This window comes from Labedella phragmitis, assembly GCF_004078635.1.
Classification (GTDB): domain Bacteria; phylum Actinomycetota; class Actinomycetes; order Actinomycetales; family Microbacteriaceae; genus Labedella; species Labedella phragmitis.
This window is the reverse complement of the sequence record NZ_RZNB01000002.1, coordinates 516189-533730: the sequence shown is the minus strand read 5'-3', so window position 1 is coordinate 533730 and position 17542 is coordinate 516189. Positions and strand designations below refer to the sequence as shown.

General features: G+C 69.7%; 13 protein-coding genes. 9 read left to right on the top strand and 4 right to left on the bottom strand.

Going from position 1 to position 17542, the window contains the following annotated elements:
* From ELQ90_RS07210 to ELQ90_RS07195, 4 genes are read right to left on the bottom strand one after another with little or no spacing between them, the layout of a single operon-like run.
* A complete protein-coding gene (locus ELQ90_RS07210) occupies nt 1-1038 on the bottom strand; it encodes an App1 family protein (protein WP_128494580.1) in 1038 nt (345 codons plus the stop codon).
* A gap of 47 nt (nt 1039-1085) precedes the next feature.
* A complete protein-coding gene (locus ELQ90_RS07205; protein ID WP_128494579.1) occupies nt 1086-1784 on the bottom strand; it encodes a DedA family protein in 699 nt (232 codons plus the stop codon).
* A gap of 9 nt (nt 1785-1793) precedes the next feature.
* A complete protein-coding gene (locus tag ELQ90_RS07200) occupies nt 1794-2744 on the bottom strand; it encodes a M56 family metallopeptidase (RefSeq protein ID WP_128494578.1) in 951 nt (316 codons plus the stop codon).
* Nucleotides 2745-2796: 52 nt separating this feature from the next.
* Nucleotides 2797-3189 carry a BlaI/MecI/CopY family transcriptional regulator gene (locus ELQ90_RS07195; RefSeq protein WP_128494577.1) on the bottom strand — a complete coding sequence of 131 codons (393 nt, stop codon included), beginning with the start codon at nt 3187-3189 and terminating at the stop codon, nt 2797-2799.
* Nucleotides 3190-3280: 91 nt separating this feature from the next.
* Between ELQ90_RS07195 and ELQ90_RS07190 the strand changes: the two genes are divergently transcribed.
* The 9 genes from ELQ90_RS07190 to holA all read left to right on the top strand — a co-directional run bounded on the left by ELQ90_RS07190 (nt 3281) and on the right by holA (nt 17443).
* Nucleotides 3281-4711, top strand: a complete 1431-nt coding sequence (locus ELQ90_RS07190; RefSeq protein WP_128494781.1) for a cytochrome ubiquinol oxidase subunit I — start codon at nt 3281-3283, stop codon at nt 4709-4711.
* 10 nt (nt 4712-4721) lie between these two features.
* Nucleotides 4722-5726, top strand: coding sequence for a cytochrome d ubiquinol oxidase subunit II (gene cydB, locus ELQ90_RS07185; RefSeq protein ID WP_128494576.1), 1005 nt, complete (start codon nt 4722-4724; stop codon nt 5724-5726).
* Between the two features lie 10 nt (nt 5727-5736).
* Nucleotides 5737-7422, top strand: a complete 1686-nt coding sequence (gene cydD / locus ELQ90_RS07180) for a thiol reductant ABC exporter subunit CydD (protein WP_128494575.1) — start codon at nt 5737-5739, stop codon at nt 7420-7422.
* Nucleotides 7419-9122: a thiol reductant ABC exporter subunit CydC gene (gene cydC / locus ELQ90_RS07175; RefSeq protein ID WP_128494574.1), complete on the top strand. Its 1704-nt coding sequence runs from the start codon at nt 7419-7421 to the stop codon at nt 9120-9122. Before cydD ends, cydC begins: the two co-directional genes overlap by 4 nt.
* The gene (gene pabB, locus ELQ90_RS07170; RefSeq protein ID WP_128494573.1) at nt 9119-10426 is read left to right on the top strand and encodes an aminodeoxychorismate synthase component I; all 1308 of its coding nucleotides are present in this window, start codon (nt 9119-9121) and stop codon (nt 10424-10426) included. Before cydC ends, pabB begins: the two co-directional genes overlap by 4 nt.
* 76 nt (nt 10427-10502) lie before the next feature.
* Nucleotides 10503-13055: a leucine--tRNA ligase gene (leuS, locus tag ELQ90_RS07165; RefSeq protein ID WP_128494572.1), complete on the top strand. Its 2553-nt coding sequence runs from the start codon at nt 10503-10505 to the stop codon at nt 13053-13055.
* A 133-nt stretch (nt 13056-13188) separates the two neighbouring features.
* Nucleotides 13189-13983, top strand: a complete 795-nt coding sequence (locus ELQ90_RS07160) for a ComEA family DNA-binding protein (RefSeq protein ID WP_243696051.1) — start codon at nt 13189-13191, stop codon at nt 13981-13983.
* Nucleotides 13980-16304 (top strand): ComEC/Rec2 family competence protein, encoded by a 2325-nt coding sequence (locus ELQ90_RS07155; RefSeq protein WP_128494571.1) that lies wholly within the window; start codon nt 13980-13982, stop codon nt 16302-16304. The genes ELQ90_RS07160 and ELQ90_RS07155 overlap by 4 nt, the downstream gene beginning before the upstream one ends.
* A gap of 74 nt (nt 16305-16378) precedes the next feature.
* On the top strand, nt 16379-17443 hold the full coding sequence (holA, locus tag ELQ90_RS07150; RefSeq protein ID WP_243696050.1) for a DNA polymerase III subunit delta: 1065 nt from the start codon (nt 16379-16381) through the stop codon (nt 17441-17443).
* The last annotated feature ends 99 nt before the right edge of the window (nt 17444-17542 follow it).

Sequence of the window (17542 nt, the reverse complement as noted above, 5' to 3'; positions counted from 1 at the left end):
TCAGTCGATCCCGTGGCGCGACAACTGCTCCAGCAGCCCGGCCCCGTCGGGAGCGTAGAACCACGGCGGGGAATCGCCGGCGTGTTCCTCGGCCTTCGAACGGCCACCGGCGAGGACGGCCTCCGAGGGCGAGAGCTGTCGGATGGCCACGGCACGCACGTTCTCCGGGTGGTTCGCGGCGAAGTCGCCGTAGAGGTCCTCGTCGTGCTGACCGTCGTCGCCGACGAGCAGCCACTCGATGTCGGGGAACTCCTGAGCGAGTCGGAGGAGATTCGTGCGCTTGTGCTCCCGCCCGGAACGGAAGATGCGCTCAGGGGTCGGCCCCCAGTCGGTGAGGAGGATCGATCCGTCCGGGTAGAGGTTGCGCGACAGGAAGCGGGTGAGCGTCGCGGCGACGTTCCAGGCCCCCGTCGAGAGGTAGATGATCGGGGAGCCCTCGTGCTGGCGCATGATGCGGTCGTACATGACCGCCATTCCAGTGACGGGCGTCCGGGCGTGCTCGTCGAGCACGAAGGTGTTCCACGCGGCGAGGAACGGCCTGGGGAGCGCCGTCACCATGACGGTGTCGTCGATGTCGGACAGGATGCCGAAACGCACCGACGGATCGACGATGAAGACGGGAGCGGCGATCGGCTCCGATCCGTCGGCGCTCAGAGAGATCTCCTGCCAGCCCGGCGCGAGGTCGGCGTCGACGACCGCGTCGACGAGACCGCCGCGATCGGCGACCACCCGGCTCTCGATGTCACCGATCCGCACGGTGACGGTGCTCGACACGACGGGGATGCTCGTGAAGCTGCGCCACCCCCGTACGGAGCGTTCGGGCTCCTGCTCCTCTTCGGGCTTCCCGAGGACGACGCGGCAGAGGACTCGCACCCATGTCGTCGACCCGTACCCGGCGAAGGGCACGACGGTCGGCACGAGCCCGCGCTTGACGCCCCGCGTGTACCGCCACGCGAGGATGCTGTCGTCGATGCGCGCTGCGCGATGTAGTCGCTTCGCGAGGGCGGTGGTGGGTCCTGCTTCGGTGATCTCTGCCACGTGCTCAGTCTTTCATGAGGCCGGAGGGAGTCCGGAACCCCTCGCCATCAGTCACGAGGCCAGCTAGCAGCGTCGTCGCCCTCCCGAGAGACGCCATCGCCGCGCGCATTCCGCCGCATGTGTCGGGCCTCCGCGCGCCCCAGGAGCTTCTTCACGACGAGGACGATCAGGAGGAACCCGACGATCACCCCCACGAAGAGGTACCCGGCGTAGTGGAGCTGGTCGGCGAGTTCACGGTATCCGCCGGCGGCGGCCGAACCCACGGACACGTACGCGAACGCCCAGATGACGCACGCCGGCGCCGTCCAACTGATGAAGCGACGGTAGCTCATGGGGCTCATGCCGACGGTGAGGGGGATGAGCGAGTGCAGGACGGGGAGGAAACGCGAGACGAAGACGGCGATGCCACCGCGTCGAGCGAGGTACGTCTCCGCCCTCACCCAGTTGGACTCGCCGATCCGGCGCCCCAATCGCGAGGCGCGGATCCTCGGGCCGAAGAACCGGCCGAGGGCGAAGCCGATGCTCTCGCCGCTCAGCGAGCCCACGATGACCGCGGCGACGAGGGCCCAATACTCGACGGGCGAGCCCACACCCGTCGCGGCGACGATCACGACGGTGTCGCCCGGGACGACGAGACCCACGAGGATCGACGTCTCCAGCAGTATCCCCACGGCCGCGATGATGGTCCGAACGACCGGGTCGACGCCGTTCACCACGTCGAGGACCCAGGTCAGCGCGTCGTTCACGCTGCGAGCCTACGCGACCACCATGAGCGTGAGCAGAACCGCGGCCGGGGTGATCACGAGGGCGGCGGCGGCCGTCCGGATGGCGAGTCGTACGGACGACGAGAGGGGCGGCGGCCCGTCCACGAGTCGTTTGATGCGCGTCGTCGCGACGCGTGTGTCGACCCGGAGGTCGCCGGCTGGGGAGTCGGCGTCGAGGGGACCCGTCGGCGCGCCCGACGAGCCGATGATCGCGATCGCACTCGCGAGCTGCCGTCCGTCGACGACGTCGCGCGCCTTGTCGTCGGCGATGAACTCGACGAGTGCCTCGACGGCGATCTCCGCGAGATGCGCGATGGGGAACCACGGGAGCGCATTGCCCCAGGACCGGAAGCTCAACAGGACGAGGGCGTGCTGCTGCTGCAGGTGGGCGCGCTCGTGCTCGATCACGGCGCGGAGCTCGTTCCGGTCGAGCAGTTCGAGGAGGCCTTCCGACAGGACGGTGACCGAGCGGAACGCACCGGGAAGGCAATAGGCCACCGGCGCGGGGTGATCGAGACGCCGCGTGCGCGGCTCGCCCGGTACGGGATCGCTGAGGAGCGCCACGAGGTCGAGGTGACGCCTACGCTGCCGCTCGGTGCGGATGAAGGTCGCCGCCAGGTTGAGCACCAGGTGCCCGGCGAGCAGCACGGCGAAGGTGAGGGACCCGATCTGGAAGATCGTCGCGCCGTCGGGGACCCGACCGTCGAGCGTCTCCGAGACGAGGTCGCCCAGCGCCGGGAACGGGGAGTCGCCGTAGGCGGACAACCCGAAGAGCAGGAGCGAGCCGATCATGGACAGTCCACCCGTGAGGGCGATGGACTGCCAGACGACGAGCGCCGTGCCCGGAGCCCTCGCGGTCCACTGAGCATGGGAGAGTCGTGCCGGGACGGGCCAGGCGAGCGCCACCGCGAGCACGGCGAGGACGATGGACGCGACGATCACGCTGGGGACCGGGATCAGACGGGAGACGTGGAGCGGGCGATCATCGCCGCGATCACGCGGACAAGCCGGAGTCGCGCGGGGGCGAGTCGAGCAGGCCGCGGAGCGTAGCGGCCTCCTCCGGGCTGACCTGGCCGAGGAATCGCGCCAGGACCTCCGAGCGGTCGCTGGAAGCACCGAGGATCTCGTGCATGAGTTCGGCCGTGTGGTCCGCGTGGCTCGAGGAGGCGCGGTAGAGGTGCGGGCGGACCGAGCGGTCGCGCGTGACGAGGCCCTTGTGCTCGAGCCGCGAGAGCACGGTGAGGACCGTCGTGACGGCGAGCTGCTTCCCTGAGACGCCCGCCGATCCGGCCTCCAGAGTGTCCTGCAACTCGGTCGCGGTGAGGGGCGCGTCCGACGCCCAGAGGGCATCCATGATGCTGCGTTCGAGATCGCCGAGCTGTGCCATGCGATAAGAGTACCGCCGATTCCGTTTGTGTTCTACACTTCGTAGAAGAGCGACTTCTACACGGCGTAGAAGTCGCCGAATGGAGGACTCCGTGGAGGAGCTGCTGGACCCGCTCGCACTGTCGAGATGGCAATTCGGCCTCACGACCGTCTATCACTTCCTCTTCGTCCCGATCACCATCGGGATGGCGACCGTCGTGGCCATCTACCAGACCATGTGGGTCCGCACGGGCAACACCGTGTACCTGCAGCTGGTGCACTTCCTCGGCAAGCTCTTCCTCATCAACTTCGCGATGGGCGTCGTGACGGGCATCGTCCAGGAGTTCCAGTTCGGCATGAACTGGTCGAACTACAGCCGCTTCGTCGGCGACGTCTTCGGGGCCCCGCTCGCGCTCGAGGGGCTGCTCGCGTTCTTCCTCGAGGCGACCTTCATCGGCCTCTGGATCTTCGGGTGGGACAAGCTGCCCGCGAAGCTCCACCTCGCGACGATCTGGGCGACCGCCGTCGGCTCCATCCTCTCGGCGTACTTCATCATCGCGGCGAACGCCTTCATGCAGAACCCCGTCGGCTACACGATCAACGAGGCGAAGGAGCGCGCGGAGCTCGTCGACATCGGCGCCGTGCTCACGAACCCCGTCGCCCTCGCGGCCTTCCCCCACACGATACTGAGCGCCTTCATGGTCACGGCCGGCCTCATGATCGCGGTCGCGGCGTGGCACCTCAAGCGGCAGCAGAACATCGAGACGATGCGTCCGACCCTGAAGTTCGGCTTGTGGCTCATGGTCGGCGCGTTCGGTGGCACGGCGCTGTCGGGAGACCAGTTGAGCCTCGTCATGGTCGAGACGCAGCCCATGAAGATGGCCGCGGCCGAGGCGATGTACAACACCTCGACGGGTTATGACGCGTCGTTCTCGATCTTCACGCTCGGCACCCCGGACGGAGTCCACGAGCTGTTCTCGATCCGCATCCCGTACCTGCTGTCCTTCCTATCCACTCACACCTTCGACGGCACCGTCGAGGGCATCAACGACCTGCAGGCGCAGTACACGACCCTCTACGGCCCCGGCGACTACACGCCCGTCATCTGGGTCACGTACTGGGCCTTCCGCTGGATGATCGGTCTCGGTGCCGCCCACGCCCTCGTGGCCGTCGTCGGCCTGTGGCTCACCCGCAAGAACCGCGTCCCCACGCAGGACTGGGTGTGGACGGTGGCGATCTGGGCGTTTCCGCTCTCGCTGCTCGGCATGAGCGTCGGATGGGTCTTCACGGAGATGGGGCGTCAGCCCTGGATCGTGTTCTCCCTGATGAAGACGGCCGATGGCGTCTCGCCGAACGTCTCCGGTCTCGAGGTGCTCATCTCGATCGTGGCGTTCACGCTCGTGTACGGCAGCCTCGCCGTCGTGGAGTTCCGACTCATCCTCCGGGCGGTCCGCACGGGACCGCAGCCCATCGCGTCGCACGACGACCAGACCGATGCCGACCCCGACACCGTGCCGGCCCGCGTCCAGACCACCGTCTACTAGGAGAACCGTCATGGATCTGTCCACCCTCTGGTTCTGGATCGTCGCCGCCCTGTTCGTCGGCTACTTCGTCCTCGACGGCTTCGACTTCGGCGTCGGGATGTCGCTGCCCTTCCTCGGGCGTGACGACACCGACCGCCGCGTCCTCATCAACACGATCGGTCCCGTGTGGGACCTCAACGAGACCTGGGTCATCGTCGCTGGCGCGGCGATCTTCGCGGCCTTCCCCGAGTGGTATGCGACGCTGTTCTCCGGCTTCTACCTGGCTCTCCTCGTCATCCTGCTCGCGCTCATCGTGCGGGGCGTCTCGTTCGAGTACCGCCACCAGCGGCCGGAGCAGTCGTGGAAGCGGCGCTTCGACCTCATGATCACGATCGGATCGGCACTGCCCGCGTTCCTCTGGGGGGTCGCGTTCGCGAACATCGTGCAGGGCGTGCCGCTCGATACCGATCACAACTACGTCGGCGGGTTCTTCGCGCTCCTCAACCCGTACGCGCTCCTCGGTGGCCTCACGACCCTCCTGCTGTTCTTCACGCACGGCGTCTTCTTCGTCGCGCTCAAGACGGACGGGGAGATCCGCGAGCGCGCCAGACGACTGGGCGTCCGCGCGAGCGCGGTGACGATCGCCGTGGCCGCGACATTCCTCGTCTGGACGGTGCTCGCGCACGGAACCCTCGTCGCGACGGGGTTCGCGGCGGTCGCCGCCCTCGCGCTCGTCGGGAGCGCCCTGGCGAACGTACGGGGGCGGGAGGGGATCGCGTTCGCTCTCATGGCCGCGACGATCGCCGCCGCGGTGCTCACGCTCTTCACGAGCCTCTTCCCGGCGGTGATGCCGGCGTCGAACGACATCGCGAACTCGCTCACGATCGAGAACGCGTCGAGCAGCACGTACACGCTCACGATCATGTCGTGGACGGCGCTCGTCTTCCTGCCGCTCGTGCTCGCCTACCAGGGATGGACCTACTGGACGTTCCGGAAGCGGATCACACGCGCTCACATCGAAGCCGCCGCGCACTAGCCTTACAATCGTGCGCCCCCTCGACCCCCGCCTCGTGCGGTACGCATCCGCGGCACGGGTGTTCCTCGTCTTCGGCGGCGTCGTCGCCGTGGCCCAAGCGGCGGGCATCATCGCCTTCGCCTGGCTCGTCACTCAAGCCGTCACCGCCGCGATCGCCGGGCGCGGGCTCACCGACCTCGCTCCCACCCTCACGGTGCTCGGTCTCGTGGTGGCCGCTCGCGCACTGCTCGCACTCGCGCAGGACACGATCGCCGCGCGAGGAGCAGCACGCGTGAAGTCGCAACTGCGCGACCGCGTGCTCGCCACGGTGACCGTACTCGGACCGGGGTGGCTCGGCGGCCAGCGTTCCGCGGAGATCGCCGTCGTGGTCGGTCGGGGAATCGACGCCCTCGACGGCTACTTCGCTCGATACCTGCCCCAGCTGCTGCTGACGGCGATCGTCACGCCGGCGCTGCTGCTCGCCGTGTTCACGCAAGACGTCCTCTCGGCCGTCATCCTCGGTGTCTGCCTGCCGCTCATCCCCGTGTTCATGATCCTCATCGGCTGGGCGACCCAGGCGGCGCAGAAGCGTCAATGGAGCGAGCTCACCGCGCTGTCGACGTCGTTCGACGACATGATCGGGGGCCTCGCGACGCTCAAGGCGTACGGCCGGCAGCACCGGCAGGTGGAGCGGCTCCGGCTCATCACGCGGCGGTTCCGCCAACGCACCATGGCGGTCCTCCGGGTGTCGTTCCTGTCGAGCTTCGCCCTCGAACTCGCGGCGAGCCTCTCGGTCGCTCTCGTCGCGCTCACGATCGGTCTCCGCCTCGTGGCCGGGGAGATCGACCTCGTGCCCGGACTGTTCATCCTCCTGCTCGCCCCCGAGGTCTTCCTGCCGCTGCGTCAGGTGGGCGTCAACTACCACGCCGCCGCCGAGGGGGTCGAGGCCGCCGAGCGCGTCTTCGAGATCCTCGACGCCGCCCCTACGGCCGTGGCCCCCGAGGCTCGTGCCCTCGGGCAGCCGGAAGTCGGCGGTTCCGGACTGCCGTCGGCGCTGCGGTTCCGCGAGGTGAGCATCGCGTACGACGGACGCACCGTGATCGACTCGTTCACGGCGGATGTCCGCCCGGGTGCGCTCACCGTCATGCGAGGGCCGAGCGGCTCCGGCAAGTCGAGTCTCGTCGCCGCAGCGCTCGGGTTCGTTCCGTTCTCGGGCCAGGTCAGCGCCGGAGCGACCGACCGGACGGACGTCGAGGCTCGTCGCGACGCTCTCGCGTGGAGCGGGCAATCGGCGACGCTCTTCCCCGGGTCGATCGCGGACAACGTCGCGCTGGGCGTGGATGAAGCGGACCCCGAGCGCGTCGCTCGAGCGATGCGGACCGCCGCTCTCGACGCGCTCGACCCGGAAACCCGACTCGGTGAGGAAGGGGCGGGTCTGTCCGGCGGCCAGGCGCAGCGTGTCGCGATCGCGCGCGCCGTCTACCGCGCGCTCGAGGACGACCGTCGGGTCCTCGTCCTCGACGAACCCAGTTCGGCTCTCGACCATGAGACCGAGCGACGGGTCATCGACGGTCTCAGCGCCTTCGCCCACGACGGTCGTGCCGTCTTCGTCGTCTCGCACCGCACGGCCTTCGCGGAGGCCGCGGACGTCCTGCTGTCGGTCCCTCCGGTCTCCGACGGCGCGACCACACCGTCCTCCACGGTCGTGCTCGCATGAGCCGGCTCCGGAACCTGGACGAGGAGCGCGCCGAGGTCCTCCGACTGGCTCGACCTGGCGCCGCGGCCTCGGCGCCAGGGGTACTCACGGGACTCGCGGCCGCCGCGAGCACCGTCGCTCTCCTCGCGTGCAGCGCCTGGCTCATCGTGCGCGCGTCCGAGAGCCCTCCCGTCATGTTCCTCGGCATGGCGGTCGTCGGGGTGAGGGCCTTCGCCCTCGGCCGCGCCTTCTTCCGTTACCTCGAGCGCCTCTTGAGTCATGACGCAGCCTTCCGTTCGCTCGAGCGCGTCCGCGTGCACGTGTTCGAGCGGCTCGTGCCGCTCGCGCCGGACGGGCTCGGTCGCACGAGTCGGGGGAGCGCCCTCGCGACGATGGTCTCGGACATCGACGACCTGCAGGATCATCCGTTGCGCGTGGTGCAGCCTCTCGCGACTTCGCTCGGAGTCGCGGTGCTCGCTGTCGGCTTCGTCGCGACGATCTCCCCACTCGCCGCTCTCACACTGCTCGTGAGTCTCGTCGCCTTCGTCGTCATCACCGCTGTCGCGTCGACGGTGGTGGCCGCCAGGGCCGAACGGTCGATCGCGCCGTTGCGGGCCTCGCTCGTCTCCGCCGTCGTCGAGCACATGCGCGCCCTCGACGTCCTCATCGCCTACGGCACGGCGGACCGGTCGCTCGCTCGCGTCCGAGCGGCCGACGACGTCCTCACGCGCGCCGTCGTGCGTCGCGCGGCCGGGACGGCGATCGGGACGGCGGCGCTCTCGCTGTTCGGCGGTCTCGCCGTCGCGCTCGCTCTGCTCGTGTCGATCCCCGCGGCATCGTCCGGGGGGATCGGCGGTCCCGCTTTCGGCGTCATCGTCCTCGTGCCTCTCGCGGTCTTCGAGATCGTCGCCACGGTCCCGCAGGCCCTCGGCGTCTCGCGGCAGGTCGCGGCCGCGGCGGATCGGGTGGCGGCGACCGCCCCGGCGGAACGGCCATCCCACGTCCCCGAGGAATCGGGACTCGATCGTGTGCCGATCGCCTCGGATGCACCGGCGCTCGAACTCGTGGGCGTGACGGCACGCTGGGGCGCCCAGTCACCGGTACTGTCCCGCGTCGACCTGTCTCTCCGGGAGGGGGAGCGGGTCTGGATCGACGGCGAGAGCGGCTCGGGGAAGACCTCGCTCGCCCACGTACTCGTCCGATTCCTCGACCACTGCGGAGAGTACCGACTGCGCGGAGTCGACGTCCGCACGCTCCATCCCGACGCCGTCCGACGGGTCGTGGGACTCGTCGAGCAGCGTCCGTTCCTCTTCGACGAGTCGATCCGGCAGAACCTCCTCTTCGCACGTGATGACGCAGACGACGCCCTCCTCCTCGACGTCCTCGACCGGGTCGGACTGCGCGACTGGGTGGCCTCGCGCGGCGGACTCGACGCCCGCGTGGGGGAGCGGGGAGCCCTCGTCTCGGGCGGCCAGGCCGGTCGCATCGCGCTCGCCCGCGCTCTCCTCCGGGACTTCCCGATCGTCGTGCTCGACGAGCCGACGGCGAGCGTGGAGTCCGACCTCGCGGACCGTCTGCTGCGCGATCTCCTCGACGCGAGCTCGGGGCGTACCGTCGTCCTCATCTCGCACGCGGATGTCCCCGCCGACCTCGACGTCCCGCGCGCGACGATGTCTGCCGGGGTCCTCGACCGCGTCTCGCCGTTACCGAGGGCACCATGACGGCGACGGCCGCACGGGCTTTCGCCGCGCAGGCCCGCTCGCTCATCGAGACGGAGTCGAACGTCTTCTGGCTCGACGCCGGCCCCCGCGCCACGAGGGGTGTGAGCTACCTCGGCTCGGCATCCCGTGTCCTCACGGTCTCGGACGGACGCGTCGTTCTCGACGGCGAGGTCGTCGGTTCCGACCTCCTCGCCGTGCTCCGGGAGTCGCTGCCGTCGGTGGAGACGGGGCCAGGGCGTCACCCGTTCCGCGGGGGATGGGTCGGGTGGTTCTCGTACGAGTACGGCGCCGATCTCGTCGGCGCACCGCGAGCGCCGGGCGACCTGCCGGACGCGGTCTTCCTCGAGTGCGACCGGCTCTGGTCCTTCGACCATGCGACCGGCGCCGTCGAGTCGATCCTCGCGACGCGGCGAGCCCCGGTCGGACCTCCTCCGGTCACCCGCGAGGCGGGAGTCCCCCGGGTGACCTGGCGACACGATCGGCGGTCGTACCTCGACGCGATCGCCGCGAGCCAGGCCGCGATCGCTCGGGGGGACGCGTACCAGATCTGTCTCACGAACGAGGCCCGCATCTCGGCCCCCGGCGACGCGCTCGAGACGTATCTCCGTCTTCGCGAGGACAATCCCGCGCCTTACGGCGGCTTCGTCCGGGGCGGAGGCGTGACGATCGCGAGCTGTTCGCCGGAGCAGTTCCTCCGCGTCGACGCGGCCGGGACGATCGTGACCCGACCCATCAAGGGCACGAGGCGGCGCGACCCGGATCCCGCGATCGACGCGGATCTCGCCGAGGAACTCGCCTCCGACGACAAGGAACGCGCCGAGAACCTCATGATCGTCGACCTCATGCGAAACGACCTCGGTCGTGTCGCGCGTCTGGGGTCCGTCGACGTGACAGCGCTCTTCGCCGTCGAGTCGTTCTCGAGCGTGCATCAGCTCGTGAGCACGGTACAGGCGGAACTCGATCCGGCGATGGACTCGCTCGACCTCGTCGGATCGGCCTTTCCGGCCGGCTCGATGACGGGCGCTCCGAAGCACAGGGCCATGTCGATCCTGCACGACCTCGAACACGGACCGCGCGGCGTGTACTCCGGAGCGTTCGGCTGGATCGGGGCTGACGGTGCACTCGACCTGGCGATGGTCATCCGTACGATCGTCTTCGCCGACGGACAGGCGCGTATCGGCACCGGTGGAGGGATCACGGCGTTGTCCCGTCCCGATGACGAGGTCGCCGAGACCTTGCTCAAGGCCGCCCCGCTCCTCGAGGCGCTCGGGCTCCCGGTGGAACTGACCGACCGCTCCCACTGACCCGGTAACGTAGAGAGGTGGTGTGTGCGGTTCTCCCCGCGCCTCGCCCGATCTCCCCGCAACGAATGAGAGTCACGTGACCGACGCCACTTCTCCACGGCCCACGCTGAAGTACGACCCCGCCGCCATCCAGGCCAAGTGGCTTCCGGTGTGGGAGGAACTCCGCCCCTTCGCGACGGACGATCCTGACGACAAGCGTCCGCGGAAATACGTGCTCGACATGTTCCCGTACCCGTCCGGCGACCTGCACATGGGCCACGCGGAGGCCTACGCCCTCGGCGACGTCATCGCCCGTTACTGGCGCCAGCAGGGCTTCAACGTCCTCCACCCCATCGGCTGGGATGCCTTCGGCCTGCCGGCGGAGAACGCAGCCATCAAGCGCGGACTCGACCCGCGTGGCTGGACGTACGACAACATCGAACAGCAGAAGTCGAGCATGCGCCGCTACGCGGCGTCGTTCGATTGGGACCGCACGCTCGTCACGGCGAGCCCCGACTACTACAAGTGGAACCAGTGGCTGTTCCTCAAGCTGCACGAACGCGGCCTCGCGTACCGCAAGGCGAGCCTCGTCAACTGGTGCCCGTACGACCAGACCGTGCTCGCGAACGAGCAGGTCATCGACGGCCGCTGCGAGCGCTGCGACAACCTCGTCGTCAAGAAGGACCTGACGCAGTGGTTCTTCGGAATCACGAAGTACGCCGACCGATTGGTCGACGATCTCAACCAGCTCGAGGGCACGTGGCCGTCGAAGGTCCTGACGATGCAGCGCAACTGGATCGGCCGTTCGAGCGGCGCCGACGTGATCTTCGCGATCGAGGGACGCGACGAGCCCGTCTCGATCTACACGACGCGCCCCGACACGCTCTACGGGGCGACCTTCATGGTCGTCGCGCCGGACGCGCCGCTCGCGGCGGAGCTCGTCGCGGAGGGCTCCGACGAGCTCAGAGAGCGTTTCGACGCCTATCTGGCCGAGGTGAAGGCGCAGTCCGACATCGAGCGACTCGCGACCGACAAGGAGAAGACGGGCGTCTTCCTCGAGCGGTACGCCGTGAACCCGCTGACGGGGGAGCGGCTCCCGATCTGGGCGGCCGACTACGTGCTCGCCGACTACGGGCACGGCGCCATCATGGCCGTTCCAGCACACGATCAGCGCGACCTCGACTTCGCGCGTCGCTTCGACCTGCCCGTGCGCGTCGTCGTCGACGTCAATCAGCCCGTCACGGGGATGATCCCCGTCATCCCGGAGGGCGCGGACCTCGAGGACCTGCCGGAGCTCGACCCCCTCGCCGACGGCAAAGCGCTCACCGGACCAGGTCGCCTCATCAACTCGGGGCCCTTCAACGGCCTGAGCAAGAACAACGCGATCACGAAGATCACCGAGGCGCTGCGTTCGTCGGGACTCGGCGCTCCGGCGAAGAACTACCGTTTGCGCGACTGGCTCATCTCACGCCAGCGCTACTGGGGCACGCCCATCCCGATCATCCACTGCCCGTCGTGCGGCGAGGTGCCCGTGCCGGAGGACCAGCTCCCCGTGGAGCTGCCGTCCGCCGAGGGGCTCGATCTGCAGCCGAAAGGCACGAGCCCGCTCGGCGCGGCCGAGGACTGGATCAACGTCGACTGCCCGTCATGCGGCGGTCCGGCCAAGCGCGACTCGGACACGATGGACACGTTCGTCGACAGCTCGTGGTACTTCCTGCGCTTCCTGAGCGTCGGCGACGACACGCAGGCGTTCGACCCGAAGCAGGCCGAGAAGTGGGCACCCGTCGACCAGTACATCGGCGGCGTCACGCACGCGATCCTCCACCTGCTCTACGCGCGCTTCATGACGAAGGTCCTGTTCGACATGGGCCTCGTGTCCTTCACGGAACCGTTCAGCGCCTTGCTCAACCAGGGCATGGTGCTCATGGCGGGCTCCGCCATGAGCAAGTCGCGCGGCAACCTCGTGAAGCTGAGCGACCAGCTCGACGAGCATGGCGTCGACGCGATCCGCCTCACGATGGCGTTCGCCGGACCGCCGGAGGACGACATCGACTGGGCCGACGTCTCGCCGGCCGGCTCGGCGAAGTTCCTCGCGCGCGCCTGGCGCGTCGCCCACGACGTCACGAGCGCACCGGACGTGGTGTGGAAGAACGGCGACGCGAAGCTGCGGCGGATCACCCACCGCTTCCTCGCGGATGCGCCGGGCCTCGTCGAGTCGTTCAAGTTCAACGTCGTCGTCGCCCGGCTCATGGAACTGGTCAACGCCACCCGGAAGGTCATCGACTCCGGAGCCGGCCCCGCCGACCCCGCCGTCCGCGAGGCCGCCGAGGTCACGGCAGTCGCCCTCAACCTCTTCGCGCCGTACACGGCGGAGGACATGTGGGAGGCCCTGGGTTACGAGCCGACCGTCGCCCTCGTGCAGTGGCGGAAGGCCGACCGGACGCTGCTGCGCGAGGAGAGCGTCACGGCCGTCGTCCAGGTCGACGGCAAGGTGCGAGACCGCCTCGAGGTGGCGCCGAACATCGACGACGCGTCGCTCGAATCGCTCGCTCGCGCGTCAGCCTCCGTCGTGAAGGCGGTCGGCGACAAGGAGATCGCGACGGTCGTCGTCCGGTCGCCGAAGCTCGTCAACTTCGTCACCAAGCGGTGAGCCGATGCCGCCGTCCTCTCTCGGGGGACGGCGGCATCGACCACTCGTACACGGCTGACGTGTGGATACTCGGGAACCTCCGTCCGCCGGTTCACGGCCGCACGTCGCGAGAGCGACGACCTAGCGTCTTGGGGTGCCAGACCTCCATGACCCCGACTCCTTTGACCGTGCTCCAGACGAGAGTGACGGCCGGACGTCGACAGAGCACTCCGCGCGGGCGTCGCCGCTCTCCGACGTGTCGGCATCACGGCCACGCGAGCGCAGTGGACGGCGTCGCTCCCGGCCGGTGACGCGTCGGGTGCGGATCGGCGCCGCCGCGGCCGTGGTCCTCGTGCTCGCGGTGCTGGGAATCGCCGCCGCGAGTGCTGCCGTCCGCTCGGCGTCGAGCTCGGGAGCGGCGACGATCCCGCTCGGCGATGCTCCGCCGACCGGGTTCTCGACCTCCGCGACCGACGCGGCCGTCGAAGCGGGAACGTCCGACATCTACGTTCACGTGCTCGGGGCGGTCGCCGAACCGGGCCTGTACTCCGTGCCGTCGGACGCGCGGGTCGTCGATGCCGTCGCCGCGGCCGGTGGCTTCTCGGACGCCGCGAACCCCGCCTCGGTCAACCTCGCGCGCACGATGACGGACGGCGAACAGCTCGTGGTCCTCGAGAAGGGTCAAACGCCGGTCGACCCCGGTGGAGCCGTCGCGCCGACCGGTACCGGGGGTGGCGCCGCGGCCGTCGCGCCAGGCACCCCGCTGAGCCTCAACACGGCGACGACCGAGCAACTCGAATCCCTGCCGCGCATCGGGCCCGCTCTCGCCGAACGCATCGTCGCGTGGCGCACGGACAACGGCCCCTTCCGCCTCGTCGACGAGCTGCTCGACGTCCCGGGGATCGGAGACGCGATCCTCGCGGGTCTCGACGGGCTCGTGACGACGTGACCGATCTGAGGCTCGTCGCGCCGGCCGTCGCGGCGTGGGTCACTGCGTTCGCCTGCACCCAGGCGCGCGACCTTCCCACGATGGCACCCATCGGACTCGGGGTGCTCACGGCGGGGCTCGTCGTCGGCGTGCTCCTCGCGGTCGGCCGCGGAACGACTCGACGCCCGAGACTCATCGAGGCCATCGCGACCGCCGCCGTCTCCATGGCCGTCGCGTTCGCCGTCTGCCTCTCGGTATCGGTCTCGTCATCCGACAGACGTCCTGTCGCGCTCGAGGCGGCCGTGGCGTCGGGTCGCACCATCGACGTCCGGGTCGAGCTCGCAGCGACGCCGAGGCCGCTCGACTCTCCCTCGAACCTCGTGGTCGTCGACGTCGACGTGACGGCCGTCCGCAACGACGGAGGAAGCATCGACGGTCTCCGTGCGCCCGCCGTGCTCTTCATGACGCAGCCGGATCGGGCCGTCGGAGACGCTCAGGTCCTCACGCTGTCCGCTCGCGTCGACGACGGCCGTGCGGGTGATCGTGAGTCCTTCGTCCTGCGTGCTATCGGTGAACCGGCGGTCGAGTCGGCAGGCCATGATCTCGACCCGGCGAGCGTCCTCCGTTCGGGCTTCGCGGAACTCGCTCGTGATCTTCCCGGCGACGGGGGAGCGCTCCTTCCCGGTCTCGCGGTCGGCGACACCTCGCTCGTCGACGATGCCCTGGACGACCGCATGACGTCGGCGTCCCTCAGCCACCTCACGGCCGTGTCGGGCGCGAACTGCGCGCTCGTGGTCGGTGCCGTTTTCGCTCTCCTCGGTCTCATCGGCGCTCCCCGCTGGCTCCGCGTGGCGGCGGCGCTGCTGGCCCTCTCCGGCTTCGTCGCGCTCGTGACGCCGGAACCGAGCGTCGTCCGCGCGGCCGTGATGGCCGCGATCGTTCTCGTGAGCATCGCGGCCGGTCGGCCATCGGCCGGTGTGCCGGTGCTCGGGCTCGCCGTCGTGCTCGTCCTCATGACGGACCCCTGGTTGTGCCGATCATTCGGGTTCGCGTTGTCCGCGGCGGCGACCGCGGGACTCCTGCTGTTGTCCGGCCCGCTCGCGCGCGCGCTCGAACGCGTGCTGCCCGCGCCCCTGGCCCTCGCCCTGGCGCTCCCGATCGCGGCTCAGCTCGCATGTCAGCCGATCATCGTCCTGCTCGACCCCGCGGTCCCCCTGCTGGGCGTACCGGCGAACATGCTCGCGGCTCCGGCCGCTCCTGTCGCGACCGTGCTCGGCATGCTCTCGTGTCTCCTCGTCCCGATCGCACCGTCCCTCGCGGCCGGCCTCGCGATGCTCGCGTGGTTACCGGCGCAGTGGATCGCCGGAGTCGCGACGGCTGCGGCGACGGCGCCGGTCGGCACGGTGCCCTGGCCGTCCGGTCTTGCTGGCGCCGCCGTGTGGCTCGCCGTTCTCACGACCGTCGCCGTCGGAGTCGGCGCTCGCGCGGTCCGAGTCCGTCGCGCGGCCGTCGTCCTCCTCGTCTCCGCCGCGGTCGTGTCCGGCGTCGGTCTGTCGGGTGCACGATCGGGTGAGGTGTGGTCGCGCCCCGGGGACTGGGCCATCGCGATGTGCGACGTCGGCCAGGGCGACGCCGTGCTCGTCCGCAGCGGGGGCAGCACGGCTCTCGTCGACACGGGCCCCGACCCTGAGATGCTCGACGATTGTCTCAGGGATCTCGGTATCGCCCACGTGGATCTCCTCGTCCTCAGTCACTTCGATCTCGACCACGTGGGAGGCGTCGCAGCGGTGACCGGTCGCACGACGGAGGTCCTGCACCAACCCGTCGTGGAGGCCGCCGACGCCGCGCTCCTCCGGAGACTCGAGGCGGGAGGGGCGAGCCTCGTCGAGACCACGGCGGGCGATCAGGGCGTCCTGGGCGACGTCCCGTGGCGCGCCTTGTGGCCTCCGCCGGATCGTCCCCGCTACACCGGCAACGACGGCAGTGTCGTCATCGAGTTCCGAGGAGCGCTCGATGCGATCTTCCTCGGTGACCTCGGCAAGGACTCCGAGCTCGCGCTCCTCGCTGACGGGCACGTCGGCACCGGGTACGCCGTCGTGAAGTTCGCCCACCACGGCTCGGCGGATCAGTACCCGGCGCTCTACGAACACATCGGGGCTCGTCTCGCGCTCGTCTCGTGCGGGCGCGAGAACGACTACGGTCACCCGACCGTCACGGCCCTCGACCTGCTCAGGAAGGAGGGCACGGCGGTCGCGCGATCCGATCGGGACGGCACGACACTCGTCGCCGTGCGGGGCAATGCGCTCGCGACCTGGTCCAGCGGCCCTCTCGAGCCCGGGTGAGCGCGGCCAGTGCATCGTCCCCGGCGGATGCCGTCGGCGGTCCGCTTTAGACTGGGGTCGGCTGAGGAGGTCGAGTGGCGGAACGTCGAGGGTCGAAGGCAGCGGGGTCGAAGGCCGGTGCATCACGGTCTCCTGCGAAGGTCGCGATCCCGCAGCTCGTGTGGCACGACGTACGACCGGCTCCCGTCGTCCTCATCTCCGGCGCGCAGGAGTTCCTGGCGTCGCGAGCCGTCTCGGGGTACCGCGACTTCCTCCGCGCGGAGGACCCGAGTCTCGAGATCTCGGACGTGGAGGCGGACGCGTACACATCGGGCGAACTGATCTCCCTCGCGAGTCCCTCGCTCTTCGGCGAACCCCGCCTCGTGCGCGTCTCGAACGTCGAGAAGTGCACGGACGCCTTCATCGAGGACGCCGTCGCCTACCTCGCTCAACCGGCGGACGGCGCGACGGTGCTCCTCCGGCACGGCGGCGGAGTACGCGGCAAGAAGCTGCTCGATGCGGTGAGAGCAGCCTCCGGAGTCGCCGTCGAGGTCGTGTGCGCGGATCTCAAGAAGGACGCCGAGAAGATGGACTTCGCGTCGCGCGAGTTCCGCGTGGCCGGTCGGCGGATCGCCCCCGGCGCGCTCCGTCAGGTCGTCGCCGCGTTCTCGGACGACGTCGCGGAGCTCGCCGCCGCGTGTCAGCAGCTCATCGCCGACATCGAAGGCGACATCACGGAGGACACGGTCACGCGCTACTACGCGGGTCGGGTCGAGACGTCGGCCTTCACGGTCGCCGACGCGGCGATAGCCGGGCGGGCGGGCGAGGCTCTCGTCGCGCTGCGGCATGCCCTCGACTCCGGGGCGGACCCGGTCCCGATGGTCGCGGCCTTCGCCATGAAGGTGCGCACGATGGCCAAGGTGAGTGCATCCCGTGGATCCTCGGCTTCGTCCCTGGGTCTCGCTCCGTGGCAGATCGACCGCGCGCGCCGGGACCTCTCCGGGTGGACCGACGAGGGACTCGGCGTGGTCATCCGGGCGATCGCCGAAGCGGACGCGAACGTCAAGGGCGCAGGCCGCGACCCCGTCTTCGCGCTCGAACGCATGGTCGCGACCGTCGCATCGCGTGGAACCCTCGTGGCGACGCCAGACCCCTGGTGACGACACCCGCACTGATCGCGACAAGCCGCTTCGTCCCATCACCTCAGCGAGCCGGCGAGCACCCCGGAAAACGACGAATGCCCCGTCGGAAAACGACGA

What these genes read in the sequence shown, in the direction of transcription:
- ELQ90_RS07195 (WP_128494577.1), bottom strand. Translation starts at nt 3,189, where the DNA reads ATGGCACAGCTCGGCGATCTCGAACGCAGCATCATGGATGCCCTCTGG.
- cydB (WP_128494576.1), top strand. Translation starts at nt 4,722, where the DNA reads ATGGATCTGTCCACCCTCTGGTTCTGGATCGTCGCCGCCCTGTTCGTC.
- cydC (WP_128494574.1), top strand. Translation starts at nt 7,419, where the DNA reads ATGAGCCGGCTCCGGAACCTGGACGAGGAGCGCGCCGAGGTCCTCCGA.
- pabB (WP_128494573.1), top strand. Translation starts at nt 9,119, where the DNA reads ATGACGGCGACGGCCGCACGGGCTTTCGCCGCGCAGGCCCGCTCGCTC.